Origin of the sequence: Phocaeicola plebeius DSM 17135, from assembly GCF_000187895.1 — a bacterium.
Taxonomy (GTDB): Bacteria; Bacteroidota; Bacteroidia; order Bacteroidales; family Bacteroidaceae; genus Phocaeicola; species Phocaeicola plebeius.
In genome coordinates, this window is record NZ_DS990134.1 from 194729 (window position 1) to 207001 (window position 12273).

Sequence of the window (12273 nt, forward strand, 5' to 3'; positions counted from 1 at the left end):
GATAATCAATATTTATGACATTTTTTCTGCATAAATGCTGCAAAAAGGCCCTTTATGCGTAAGTTAATCGAATATTTATACTGTTTGGGATAAAAAACTGCGCAAAAAGACTCTTCGAAACACAATTCCTTTTATTTTTGTGAGGATTTACCACGCAAACGTGATAGAAAGAATATAATAACTAACTAAAATTGCTTTTACTGTGAATATGTTGAGAAAAGTCAGGCTCACGCTGGGGATGCTGTGCCTGGTATTCGTGACACTGTTGTTCGTCGATTTTACGGGCGTGCTTCATGCATGGCTCGGCTGGATGGCGAAGATACAGTTCCTTCCGGCTCTGTTGGCACTGAATGCCGGAGTAATCGTGTGTTTGATATTGCTCACGCTCATAGCGGGCAGGGTGTACTGTTCGGTCATTTGTCCGCTAGGCGTGTTTCAGGATGTGGTGGCCCGTCTGGGCCGGGGACGCAAGAAGATGCCCTACACGTATTCCAAGCCGAAAAGCTGGCTGCGCTACGGTGTGCTGGCAGTGTTCGTGCTGGCGATGCTGTTGGGTGTGCATGCCCTGGTAGCCTTGCTCGACCCGTATGCCGTGTACGGCCGTGCGGCACACAGTTTCCTGCAACCTTTGTGGATGTGGGGAAACAACCTGCTGGCTTCTATGGCCGAACGCATGGACAGCTATGCCTTCTATTCGGTGGATGTCTGGCTCAAGAGTTTGCCGGTGCTGATAGTGGCAGCGGTCATGCTGGTACTGGTAGTGGTACTGGCGGCACGCAACGGACGTACCTATTGTAATACCATCTGTCCGGTGGGCACCGTGTTGGGATTCTTCTCCCGCTTTGCCTTGTTCCGCATCACGATTGACAAGGAGAAATGCAACGGCTGTACGCTTTGCGCCCGCAATTGCAAGGCTGCCTGCATCGATGTGAAGAACCATGCGATAGACGGCAGCCGCTGTGTGGCTTGCATGGACTGTCTGGACAAATGTCATAAGGGAGCCATCGGCTATCGGTTTGCCTACGGAAAGAAAGCCGAAAAGGCAGAAACCCCGGCACCGGAAACAGCCGACCGTACCGCCGGACGACGCGAGTTCCTGGCCGGTTCCTTGCTGCTGGCCGGTTCGGTACTGAAAGCACAGGTAGCCAAGAAGGCCGAGGCCATCAAGATGGATGGCGGACTGGCCGACATCGTGGACAAGAAAGAGCTGGTACGCCAGACTCCGATTGTGCCTCCGGGCGCACGCGGACTCCGCCATCTGCAGTCACATTGTACGGCCTGCCAGCTTTGCGTGTCGGCCTGTCCGAACGAAGTGCTCCGTCCTTCTCATTCGCTGGATACTTTCATGCAGCCTTACATGTCGTACGAACGCGGCTACTGCCGTCCGGAGTGTACGCGCTGTTCCGAAGTATGTCCCGCCGGAGCCATCCTGAAAATTGACAAGGCAGAGAAGTCTTCTATCCAGATTGGTCATGCCGTGTGGGTAAAAGATTTGTGTATTCCGCTTACCGACAAGCAGGAGTGCGGCAACTGCGCCCGCCATTGTCCGGTGAATGCCATCACCATGGTTCCGTCCGACCCGTCGAACCCCGATTCACTGAAGATTCCAGCAGTGAACGAAGCACGCTGCATCGGTTGCGGAGCCTGCGAGAACCTGTGTCCGGCCCGTCCGCTGAGTGCCATCTACGTGGAAGGCCATGAACGCCATCGTGTACTTTAATCGGATTGTCTTACCTTTATATATAGAAAGAGAATGGACGAGAAAAAACAGATGAATCGAAGAGATTTCCTTAAAATAGTCGGCATCAGTACGGTGGGAGCCACAGCGGCTTTCTACGGTTGTACGCCCGACAAGAAAAAAGCCGGCGAAAGCACTAAGGAAGTGCCCGTCGGCAAGATGACTTACCGCCAGTTCCCTCCCAACGAGGATAAGGTGTCGCTGCTGGGCTATGGCTGCATGCGCTGGCCTACACTTCCGGCACCGGGTGGCGACGGTAACGTCATCGATCAGGAAGAAGTGAACCGGCTGGTGGATTACGCCATCGAACATGGCGTGAACTATTTCGACACGGCCCCGGTCTATGTGCAGGGCTGGTCGGAAAAGTCGACGGGCATCGCCTTGAAGCGTCATCCGCGCGACAAGTTCTTTGTGGCTACCAAAATGTCGAACTTCTCCAATTCCGACTATGATTTCGGAGTAAAGATGTACCACAACTCGCTGAAGAACCTGCAGGTGGACTACATCGACTATTACCTGCTGCACATGCTGGGTGCTCCCGGAAAAAGCGGTTTGCAGGGTCGTTTCCTTGACAACGGTCTGCTCGACTTCCTGCTCAAGGAGCGTGAAGCCGGACGTATCCGCCGCCTGGGCTGGTCGTTCCACGGTACAAAAGAGGAATTCGACCGGGCACTGGCCATGCACGACCAGGTGCACTGGGACTTCGTGCAGATTCAGTTGAACTATTCCGACTGGCAGCACGCATCGGGACGTAACGTGAATGCCGACTACCTGTACGAGCAGGTGAGCAGCAAGAACATTCCGGTAGTGGTGATGGAACCGCTGTTGGGCGGACGCCTGTCGAACATCCCCGACCACATCTTCAGCCGCCTGAAAGAACGCAATCCCGAAGGCAGTGTGGCATCGTGGGCCTTCCGCTTTGCCGGTACACCGGAAAAGGTGCTCACCGTACTCAGTGGCATGACCTACATGGAGCATCTGCAAGACAACCTCCGCACGTATTCTCCGCTGGTGCCGCTTACCGACGAGGAAAACCAGTTCCTGCTCGATACGGCCGACCTGATGCAGAAATATCCCACCGTGCCCTGCAACGACTGTAAATACTGCATGCCCTGCCCGTATGGCATCGACATCCCCGGCGTGCTGGTACATTACAACAAGTGCGTGAACGAGGGCAACATGCCGAAAGACCGTATGGACGAGAATTACGCGAAGGCCCGCCGTGCCTTCCTGGTGGGTTACGACCGCAGCGTGCCGAAACTCCGTCAGGCCAGTCACTGTATCGGTTGCGGACAATGTAATCCGCACTGCCCGCAGTCCATCGACATTCCGAAGGAGCTTCACCGCATTGATGCCTACGTGGAACAACTGAAACAGGAAACACTGTGATGGACGAACTGATACGCTTGCTGAACGAAGGAAACTATTCCTGCGTGGTGCGTCAGGGCGAAGAAACCCGCACGTTCTCCCGTCGGGGCGTGGCTGACCTGTACGACTTGTACGCCACAGACCGCGCCTTCCTGAAAGGAGCCTGGCTGGCCGATAAGGTCATCGGAAAGGGAGCAGCCGCCCTGATGGTATTGGGCGGCGTGTCCCGCGTATGGACCCGGGTAGTCAGCACCCCTGCACTCGCCTTGCTCCGTAAGGGAGGGGTAGAGGTGGCGTATGCCGAAGAAGCACCCTGCATCATCAACCGCACCCGTACAGGACGGTGTCCGCTGGAGACCCTTTGCGACGTGTCGGACAATCCCGTGGAACTCTATCCCGTGATTGAAGACTTTGTACGCCGCGTGAGGGAAGCCGGAGAAAAAGAAAAAACAATCTCAGAAAAATAACGAATACACATGGAAACAACCGTAAAACTTTATACATTGGGATACAGTCGCGTGAAGACCTACGTCACCGCCCTGCTGTTTGTGGCTGGAAACATTGTCCTGCCCCAGCTTTTCCACCTGGTGCCGCAGGGAGGAGTCACCTGGCTGCCCATTTATTTCTTCACACTGGTAGGCGCCTATAAATATGGCTGGAAGGCCGGACTGCTGACGGCCGTACTCTCACCGTTGCTCAACTCATGGTGGTTCGGCATGCCTGCACCTGCCGTGCTGCCTGCCATCCTGCTGAAATCCGTGCTGTTGGCTGTGGGTGCCGGTCTGGTGGCAGCCCGCTTTCAGAAAGTCACCTTGCCGTTGCTGCTGGCCGTGGTGCTGTTCTATCAGCTGGCTGGTACGCTGGGTGAGTGGGCACTTTCCGGCAGCTTGTTCACTGCCTTGCAGGATTTCCGCATCGGTATTCCTGGAATGCTCTTGCAGGTAGTGGGAGGATACTGGGTTATCCGTAAAATTTAAGAAAATGTAATTAGTTGATTTTCAGAGGTGTAAAAATCCTCTGAAAAACGCCTTTGTGTTTGGACTAAAACGCCCTTACGTTTAAGATGAAACGCCCTTGCGTTTTACTTAAAACGTACTTGTGTTTGGTTTGAAACGCAAAGGCGTTTTGTTTTGAAACAGGCGAATAGCAGGAAACGTCTCTTTGGTCATACTTAATGATTGGGCAATTATTGGCCTTTTGCTAAATAGCAAAAAAACTTCATTCTTTTTATCCCATTTAAAGAGAAATCGTATATTTAACACGCCTAAAACATAAAGCATGAAAGATAAAGAACTCGATATCGCCTATTTCCTTTCTTTCTGCATCGAGCAGTATGGAAAGAAGTATCAGTTGAGTGGGGATGAAGTGGTCTCTTTGTTCGACCGATACGAAGTGTTGCCCTATTTGGAGGAGAATTTCGAGGTGCTGCATACACAAGGCCATCAATGGCTGATGTAGGAGATAGACGAAAAGATTAATTCTAAAGAGATCAATCTATGAATCTGGACATAACCAACGAAAACCTGTACTTGCTGCTGCCCGGCAAAGTCAGCCGTGTGGCGCAAATCTATGCCCATGAACATCACGTTACACTGATAGAGGCTTTGCGTTGCTTCTATCATTCGGATACTTACAAAAGACTGGCTGACGAAAGTACTAAACTGTGGCATTATGGGCCTGTAGCCCTCTATCAGGAATTGGTAGACGAACTAAAACAGAGAGGAAGCGAATAGGGGTAAATAGCCTTGTCAATATCGGATACACTCAGACGGGGAAGTCAACCGCAATCAACGAACCTTATCTCTGTAAGTGGAGATATTTCAATATGTATCTTCTGTTTGTCACTTTTTATTCGTACATTTGCGAAGCATAACCCAAATACAATAACCATGAAATTTATTGGAATTATTCCTGCAAGATATGCATCTACACGCTTCCCCGCCAAACCTTTGGCACTACTGGGAGGCAAACCCGTGATACAAAGAGTTTATGAACAAGTGACTGGTGTGCTGGACGAAGCTTACGTGGCTACCGACGACGAACGCATCGAAGCGGCTGTAAAGGCCTTCGGTGGAAAGGTGGTAATGACGTCGGTCGACCATAAGAGTGGTACCGACCGTTGCTACGAGGCTTACTGCAAGGTGGGCAGCGGCTATGACGTGGTGGTAAACATTCAGGGTGATGAACCGTTCATCCAGCGTTCGCAGCTGGAAGCCGTGAAGGCTTGCTTTGACGATGCGTCAACACAGATTGCCACACTTGTGAAACCGTTTACGCCTGCCGACGGATTCGATGCACTGGAAAACGTGAACTCGCCCAAGGTGGTGGTGAACAAGGAGATGAAGGCGCTCTACTTCAGCCGTTCCATCATTCCTTACCAACGTAACCGCGACAAGAAGGAGTGGCTGGCCGGACATACGTATTACAAACATATCGGACTTTATGCCTACCGCGCGCCGGTGTTGAAGGAGATTACATCTCTTCCGCAGTCGTCGCTCGAACTGGCCGAATCGCTGGAGCAGTTGCGCTGGCTGGAGAACGGCTATTCCATCAAGGTGGGCATCAGCGAAGTGGAGACCATTGGTATTGACACACCGCAGGATCTGGCACGGGCCGAAGAATTTCTGCGTAATCAGCAGGAGGCACTATGACGCAGCTTGACCGTAGTGTGGCGCCTGCCATCCGTCAGCTGGAGCATTTTTCCATCTTGCAGCCGGAGTTGCACCGTATGAAGAACGGTATGCCGCTGTATGTGCTTTCGGCCGGAAACGAAGACGTGATTCGTTTCGACCTGCTGGTGCGGAGCGGACAGCTCGACCAGTCGCAGCCGCTTCAGGCCGTGTTTACCAACCGCATGCTGCGTGAGGGAACGGTGCGCATGACATCGGGCGAGATTGCCGAACGGTTGGATTATTACGGGGCGTGGCTCGACCTTTCTTCTTCTGTGAACTGTGGATTTGTGACACTGTATACACTGACCAAACACCTTGACCGCACCATGGAGATTGTGGCCGGACTGGTGAAGGAGTCTGTGTTTCCGGAAGAGCAGTTCCGTATTATTTGCGACATCAACCGCCAGCAGTTCCTGGTGAACAACCAGCGGGTGGACGTACTGGCCCGCAAGCAGCTGAACCGTTCGCTTTTCGGTACTTCGCATCCGTTGGGACGCTATGCCGAACTGGAGGATTATGAACGCATTCAGGTGGAGGCGCTGAAGGATTTCTATCACCGTCACTATCATTCGGGCAACTGTTCCATGTACGTGTCGGGTAAGGTGACGCCCGAGGTGGTGCGCTGCATTGAACGTCACTGGGGAGAAGCGCCCTGGGGAAATTGTACGGCAGAGAAGGTGGAACGCACGTGGGACATCGTGAAGGATGCTCGCAAACGGGTTCACGTGGAGAAGGAGGATGCTCTGCAGAGTTCGCTTCGTATGGGTGGTTTCTCGCTCGACCGCAAGCATCCTGATTACCTGAAACTGCGTGTGCTGGTTACGCTGTTCGGAGGGTATTTCGGCAGTCGTCTGATGTCGAATATCCGTGAGGATAAGGGATATACCTACGGCATCGGGGCCGGACTGGTGTCTTATCCGGGCACGAGTCTGCTGGTGGTGAGTACGGAGGCGGCCAATGAATACATGGAGTCTGTCATTGCGGAAGTGTATCATGAAATGGACCGTCTGCGTCAGGACAAGGTGCCGGCAGAAGAACTGGAGATGGTGCGCAACTACATGCTGGGCGATATGTGCCGTTCGTACGAGGGGGCATTCTCGCTTTCGGATGCCTGGATATTCATCGAAACGGCCGGATTGAAGCCCGACTTTTTTGATGCGTCGCTGGCTGCCATCCGTGAGGTGACGTCCGACGAACTGCTTTCGCTGGCTCAGCGCTATTTCTGCAAAGAAAACTTAATAGAGGTAGTGGCAGGTAAAAAAGTATAAACCTTCCGGCTCGTGCAAAAGTAAAAAGACTATTTTTGAGCGGAATTAAAAAAGAGACTAAGAACGTGAGAAAGAACAAACATACATTATTTTTATTTGCCTTGCTGGCATTCAGCTCGGTATCGGCTTCGGCCCAGTTGTCATTGGGATACTACCAGTTTAAGGATGGTTCGGAATATACCGGCGAACTGAAAGGACGTCGCCCGAACGGAAAGGGAAAGACGGTGTTCCGCAATGGCGACGTGTACGAAGGTGAATACGTGAAGGGTAAACGCCAGGGCGAAGGTACTTACACTTTCAGCGACGGAGAAAAGTACGTGGGAGAGTGGTACGAAGACCAGCAGCACGGCAAGGGAACGTATTATTTCATGAACAACAACCGTTACGACGGGATGTGGTACACTGATTACCAGGAGGGTGAGGGTACGATGACCTATTATAACGGGGACTTATATACCGGTACCTGGCATCATGACAAGCGCAACGGACAGGGTACTTATACCTGGAAAGGCGGAGCGGTCTACACCGGCGAATGGAAGAATGACCTGAAGAACGGGAAGGGCACCATGGTGTGGGAGGATAAGTCGAAGTATGAAGGCGACTGGAAGGACGGTATGCGTCACGGAAAGGGTACTTTCTACTATACCAACGGCGACAAGTACGTGGGCGACTGGAAGGATGATGTGCAGGATGGAAAGGGTATCTATTATTTCCAGAACGGCGAACGCTATGAGGGCGATTATGCCAACGGTGAACGCACGGGAAGGGGTATCTATACGTATCCGAACGGTGACAAATACGTAGGTCATTTCCTGAACGGACAGCAGGAGGGACAAGGCACGTTCACCTGGGCCAACGGAGCGGTGTACGACGGGCAATGGTCGAAGAACCAGCGCTCGGGTACCGGAAAATACAAGTGGGCCAACGGTGATGAATACGAAGGTCAGTGGAAGAACAACATGGCCGAGGGAGAAGGAGTGCTTCACATGGCCGACGGTTCTGTCTATACCGGTTCCTTTGTACGTGGAAAGGAAGAAGGAAAGGGTGTGCTGATAGAAAAGGACGGCACTCGCTTTGAGGGCTTCTTCAAGCAGGGAAAGAAAGACGGTCCATTCGTAGAGATGGATGCCAACGGAAATATTGTCCGGAAAGGGACTTTCAGATACGGACGTTTATTGGAGGAGAAAAAATAATGATGGAATTATCCGAACTGACTTTGAAGGTGCGTGAACTGGCTGTAGCCACGGGGGCTTTTATCCGTGAGGAGCGGAAGAAGTTCAGCCGTGAGCGGATCGAGAAGAAGCACGCACACGATTATGTGTCGTATGTCGACAAGGAATCGGAACGAAGAATAGTAGCCTGTCTGCGGGAATTGCTTCCCGAGGCAGGTTTTATTGCTGAAGAGGGGAGCGGAACTCACACCGACGAGGAGTATTGCTGGCTGGTTGACCCGCTGGACGGTACGACCAACTTCATTCATAACCATGCACCTTATTGTGTGAGCATTGCCTTGCGTAACCGTGAGGAAATTTTGCTGGGGGTGGTTTATGAAGTGTGCCGCGACGAGTGTTTCTGGACTTACAAGGGGGCGCCTGCTTATTGTAATGACCGACAGATTCGGGTGTCGCAGGTAGCTGTACCCGATGAGGCTTTTATGGCTTTCGGCCTTCCGTACGAAACGGAGGCTTACAAGCCGGTGTTCAATCGCCTGATAGAAGGCTGCTACGGGCATGTGGCAGGCATTCGGGTGGTCGGTGCGGCGGCTGCCGAGATGTGTTACGTGGCCGACGGGCGTTTTGAAGCGCGTGCCGAAGCCTTCACTTGTCCGTGGGATGTGGCGGCAGGTATCCTGCTGGTACAGAATGCCGGAGGAAGGGTGACCGACTTTTCCGGGGGTGATTCATGCTATTCTGGCCGCGAAGTGGTGGCTTCCAACGGAAAGGTGCACGATTTTTTGTTGAATCTGCTGGGATAATGTAAAAAAATATCGTTTTATTCGACAGATAAGAATTAATTTCGTAAGTTTGTGTGACTCAAAAGTAAAGAATATGGATATACCGGGCATATTGGATTTCCTGAAAGTACTGGCGGCAAACAACAACCGGGAGTGGTTTCAGGAACATAAAGCGGAATATTTGAGTGTGCAGGCAGACTTCGAGGAGTTGCTGGCAGGGGTGATTGCCCGCCTTTCGCCATGGGATGAAAGTGTGGCGCACGTCCTTCCGCGTGACTGCACGTATCGCATCTACCGGGATGTCCGTTTTTCTTCCGACAAGTCTCCTTATAAGACCCACATCGGAGGGTATATCAATGCAAGGGGAAAGAAATCCAATCACTGTGGTTATTATCTTCATCTGGAACCGGGCAACTGTATGCTGGCCGGAGGAAGCTGGTGCATGCCTGCCGATATGTTGCGGGCGGTGCGTCAGTCGGTGTGCGACCGCATTGATGAGTATCGTGCCATTGTGGAAGACCCGGCTTTCAAGCAGTATTTCCCGGTGGTAGGCGAGTCGCATCTGAAGACGGTGCCCAAGGGATTTCCGAAGGATTTTCCTTATCCGCAGTACATCCGTTGCAAGGACTTTACGGTGGCCTGCCAGGTGGAAGATGAGTTCTTTTCCCGTCCGGACTTTATGGAACGGATTATCGACGTGTTTCGCCAGCTGAAACGCTTTGCCGATTTTACAAATGAAACGATAGATGAGTTTGAATAAAATATTAACGATTTAAAATTGAAAGAATATGGTTATTGACAAATTGGAAAATCTGGAAAAATATGTGTCACTGAATCCTTTGTTTGCAGAGGCTGTAGCTTTTTTGAAGGCAACTGACTTGCAGGCACACGAAGTGGGGAAGGTAGTGCTGAAGGAAGGTGAACTGATGGTGAATTTTGCAGATGCACGTCCGAAGACAAAGGAAGAAGCGCGTCTGGAAACACACAATGATTTCATCGACATCCAGATTCCATTGTCGGGGGTGGAAGTAATGGGCTATATGCCGCGTACGGATTTGCCTGAAGCTGCTTACAATGCAGAAAAAGATATTACCTTCTATGAAGGACTGGCTACTGACTACCTGACCGTAAAGCCGGGTATGTTTGCTATTTTCTTCCCGGAAGATGCACATGCACCGGGCGTAACTCCCGACGGAGTGAGAAAAGTGATTGTAAAAGTACGTGTCAAATAATTTCTAATTACTAATACTATGGACAAGGTATTGAATATCATAAAGAATGATCCGTGGCTGGAACCATACGCTGACGCTATCAACGGCCGTCATCAGCATGTGGTGGAAAAAGAAAAGGAACTGGTAGGAAAGAAGACGTTGTCGGATTTTGCTACCGGACACATGTATTTTGGTCTGCACCGCACAGACAAGGGATGGACCTTCCGTGAATGGGCGCCGAATGCGACGGAAATCTACCTGGTGGGCGATTTCAACGACTGGCAGGAGAAACCGGCTTTCCGCATGAAACGTGTGCGCAAGACGGGTAACTGGGAAATCAATCTGCCGGAAAAGGCCATGAAGCACGGCGACTTGTACAAGCTGAAAGTGTACTGGGAAGGCGGATGCGGTGAACGTATTCCGGCATGGGCTACTCGCGTTGTGCAGGATGAACAGACCAAGATTTTCAGTGCACAGGTATGGAATCCGGAGAAACCGTATAAGTTCAAGAAAAAGACCTTTACGCCTAATGTGGCTCCGCTGATGATTTACGAATGCCACATCGGTATGGGACAGGATGCGGAAAAGGTTGGTACGTACAATGAATTCCGTGAGAATGTACTGCCGCGAATTGCGAAGGACGGATATAACTGTATTCAGATTATGGCCATTCAGGAACATCCTTATTACGGAAGTTTCGGCTATCATGTGTCCAGTTTCTTTGCTCCTTCTTCACGCTTTGGTACACCGGAAGAACTGAAACAGCTTATCGACACGGCACACCAGATGAACATTGCCGTGATTATGGATATCGTACACTCACACGCCGTGAAGAACGAGGTGGAAGGACTGGGCAACTTTGCCGGTGATCCTTGCCAGTATTTTTATCAGGGCGGACGTCGTGAGCATCCGGCATGGGATTCGCTCTGCTTTGACTATGGCAAGAACGAGGTGATTCACTTCCTGTTGTCCAACTGTAAGTACTGGCTGGAAGAGTTCCATTTCGACGGTTTCCGTTTCGATGGGGTGACTTCTATGCTTTATTACAGTCACGGACTGGGTGAGGCCTTCTGCAACTATGGTGACTACTTCAACGGTCATCAGGATGACAATGCCATCTGTTACCTGACGCTGGCCAACCGGCTGATTCATGAAGTGAATCCGAAGGCCATTACCATTGCCGAGGAAGTATCGGGTATGCCGGGACTGGCTGCTCCGTTTGAAGACGGAGGTTACGGCTTCGACTACCGTATGGCTATGAACATTCCTGACTACTGGATTAAGATTATCAAGGAACGTCGCGATGAGGACTGGAAACCGTCCAGCCTGTTCTGGGAAGTGACCAACCGCCGCAAGGATGAAAAGACCATCTCTTACTGCGAAAGCCACGACCAGGCACTGGTGGGCGACAAGACCATCATCTTCCGCCTGATTGATGCCGACATGTACTGGCACTTCAAGATTGGCGACGAGAATGGAGTGGTGGAACGAGGCATTGCCCTGCACAAGATGATTCGTCTGCTCACGGCTTCTACCATCAACGGAGGTTACCTGAACTTTATGGGTAATGAGTTCGGTCATCCGGAATGGATTGACTTCCCGCGCGAAGGCAACGGATGGTCATACAAGTATGCACGCCGTCAGTGGAACCTGGTTGATAATCCGGATTTGTGCTATCATTACCTGGGCGACTTCGATGAGGCAATGGTCAAGCTGATTCGCAGCGTGAAGAACATCCAGAAATCGGATGTCATCGAGGTATGGCATAACGATGGTGACCAGATTCTGGCATACCGCCGCAAGGATTTGGTATTTGTGTTCAACTTCAACCCGACCCGTTCGTTTACAGATTATGGCTTCCTCGTACCGAGAGGTGCCTACGATGTGGTTCTGAACACAGACAACAAGCAGTTTGGTGGATTCGGCTTCTCAGACGACAGTCTCCGCCACTTCACCTGTGCCGACCCGCTTTATGCAAAAGACAAGAAAGAATGGCTGAAACTGTATGTGCCGGCCCGTTCTGCAGTTGTATTAAAACGAGTGAAAGATTGAATTGATATTG

The 12273-nt window shown here is 51.4% G+C and carries 13 protein-coding genes; all 13 read left to right on the plus strand.

The window, feature by feature from the left end; all coding sequences use genetic code 11:
- Positions 1–208 precede the first annotated feature (208 nt).
- The 13 genes from BACPLE_RS15695 to BACPLE_RS15760 all read left to right on the plus strand — a co-directional run bounded on the left by BACPLE_RS15695 (position 209) and on the right by BACPLE_RS15760 (position 12263).
- The gene (locus tag BACPLE_RS15695) at positions 209–1720 is read left to right on the plus strand and encodes a 4Fe-4S binding protein (RefSeq protein WP_007563755.1); all 1512 of its coding nucleotides are present in this window, start codon (positions 209–211) and stop codon (positions 1718–1720) included.
- Positions 1721–1753: 33 nt separating this feature from the next.
- The gene (locus BACPLE_RS15700) at positions 1754–3127 is read left to right on the plus strand and encodes an aldo/keto reductase (RefSeq protein WP_007563757.1); all 1374 of its coding nucleotides are present in this window, start codon (positions 1754–1756) and stop codon (positions 3125–3127) included.
- Positions 3127–3573, plus strand: a complete 447-nt coding sequence (locus BACPLE_RS15705) for a DUF1893 domain-containing protein (protein ID WP_007563759.1) — start codon at positions 3127–3129, stop codon at positions 3571–3573. Before BACPLE_RS15700 ends, BACPLE_RS15705 begins: the two co-directional genes overlap by 1 nt.
- Before the next feature lie 9 nt (positions 3574–3582).
- Positions 3583–4083: a hypothetical protein gene (locus tag BACPLE_RS15710; RefSeq protein ID WP_007563761.1), complete on the plus strand. Its 501-nt coding sequence runs from the start codon at positions 3583–3585 to the stop codon at positions 4081–4083.
- A gap of 301 nt (positions 4084–4384) precedes the next feature.
- Positions 4385–4564 (plus strand): DUF3791 domain-containing protein, encoded by a 180-nt coding sequence (locus tag BACPLE_RS15720; protein ID WP_007563765.1) that lies wholly within the window; start codon positions 4385–4387, stop codon positions 4562–4564.
- A gap of 38 nt (positions 4565–4602) precedes the next feature.
- The gene (locus BACPLE_RS15725) at positions 4603–4839 is read left to right on the plus strand and encodes a hypothetical protein (protein ID WP_007563767.1); all 237 of its coding nucleotides are present in this window, start codon (positions 4603–4605) and stop codon (positions 4837–4839) included.
- A 156-nt stretch (positions 4840–4995) separates the two neighbouring features.
- Positions 4996–5757 (plus strand): 3-deoxy-manno-octulosonate cytidylyltransferase, encoded by a 762-nt coding sequence (gene kdsB, locus BACPLE_RS15730; RefSeq protein WP_007563769.1) that lies wholly within the window; start codon positions 4996–4998, stop codon positions 5755–5757.
- Complete coding sequence (locus tag BACPLE_RS15735) at positions 5754–7046, plus strand: M16 family metallopeptidase (RefSeq protein ID WP_007563771.1); 1293 nt, start codon at positions 5754–5756, stop codon at positions 7044–7046. Before kdsB ends, BACPLE_RS15735 begins: the two co-directional genes overlap by 4 nt.
- Before the next feature lie 101 nt (positions 7047–7147).
- Complete coding sequence (locus BACPLE_RS15740) at positions 7148–8239, plus strand: MORN repeat-containing protein (RefSeq protein ID WP_262920427.1); 1092 nt, start codon at positions 7148–7150, stop codon at positions 8237–8239.
- Positions 8239–9021, plus strand: a complete 783-nt coding sequence (locus BACPLE_RS15745) for an inositol monophosphatase family protein (protein WP_007563775.1) — start codon at positions 8239–8241, stop codon at positions 9019–9021. Before BACPLE_RS15740 ends, BACPLE_RS15745 begins: the two co-directional genes overlap by 1 nt.
- A gap of 73 nt (positions 9022–9094) precedes the next feature.
- Positions 9095–9760 carry a DUF2461 domain-containing protein gene (locus tag BACPLE_RS15750; protein ID WP_007563777.1) on the plus strand — a complete coding sequence of 222 codons (666 nt, stop codon included), beginning with the start codon at positions 9095–9097 and terminating at the stop codon, positions 9758–9760.
- 28 nt (positions 9761–9788) lie between these two features.
- Positions 9789–10232: a YhcH/YjgK/YiaL family protein gene (locus tag BACPLE_RS15755; RefSeq protein ID WP_007563778.1), complete on the plus strand. Its 444-nt coding sequence runs from the start codon at positions 9789–9791 to the stop codon at positions 10230–10232.
- A gap of 18 nt (positions 10233–10250) precedes the next feature.
- The gene (locus tag BACPLE_RS15760; RefSeq protein ID WP_007563780.1) at positions 10251–12263 is read left to right on the plus strand and encodes an alpha amylase C-terminal domain-containing protein; all 2013 of its coding nucleotides are present in this window, start codon (positions 10251–10253) and stop codon (positions 12261–12263) included.
- The last annotated feature ends 10 nt before the right edge of the window (positions 12264–12273 follow it).

Bases quoted from the DNA above. Each gene is read 5' to 3' on its own strand.
- BACPLE_RS15695 (WP_007563755.1), top strand. From the start codon at position 209: ATGTTGAGAAAAGTCAGGCTCACGCTGGGGATGCTGTGCCTGGTATTC.
- BACPLE_RS15700 (WP_007563757.1), top strand. From the start codon at position 1,754: ATGGACGAGAAAAAACAGATGAATCGAAGAGATTTCCTTAAAATAGTC.
- BACPLE_RS15705 (WP_007563759.1), top strand. From the start codon at position 3,127: ATGGACGAACTGATACGCTTGCTGAACGAAGGAAACTATTCCTGCGTG.
- BACPLE_RS15710 (WP_007563761.1), top strand. From the start codon at position 3,583: ATGGAAACAACCGTAAAACTTTATACATTGGGATACAGTCGCGTGAAG.
- BACPLE_RS15720 (WP_007563765.1), top strand. From the start codon at position 4,385: ATGAAAGATAAAGAACTCGATATCGCCTATTTCCTTTCTTTCTGCATC.
- BACPLE_RS15725 (WP_007563767.1), top strand. From the start codon at position 4,603: ATGAATCTGGACATAACCAACGAAAACCTGTACTTGCTGCTGCCCGGC.
- kdsB (WP_007563769.1), top strand. From the start codon at position 4,996: ATGAAATTTATTGGAATTATTCCTGCAAGATATGCATCTACACGCTTC.
- BACPLE_RS15735 (WP_007563771.1), top strand. From the start codon at position 5,754: ATGACGCAGCTTGACCGTAGTGTGGCGCCTGCCATCCGTCAGCTGGAG.
- BACPLE_RS15745 (WP_007563775.1), top strand. From the start codon at position 8,239: ATGATGGAATTATCCGAACTGACTTTGAAGGTGCGTGAACTGGCTGTA.
- BACPLE_RS15750 (WP_007563777.1), top strand. From the start codon at position 9,095: ATGGATATACCGGGCATATTGGATTTCCTGAAAGTACTGGCGGCAAAC.
- BACPLE_RS15755 (WP_007563778.1), top strand. From the start codon at position 9,789: ATGGTTATTGACAAATTGGAAAATCTGGAAAAATATGTGTCACTGAAT.
- BACPLE_RS15760 (WP_007563780.1), top strand. From the start codon at position 10,251: ATGGACAAGGTATTGAATATCATAAAGAATGATCCGTGGCTGGAACCA.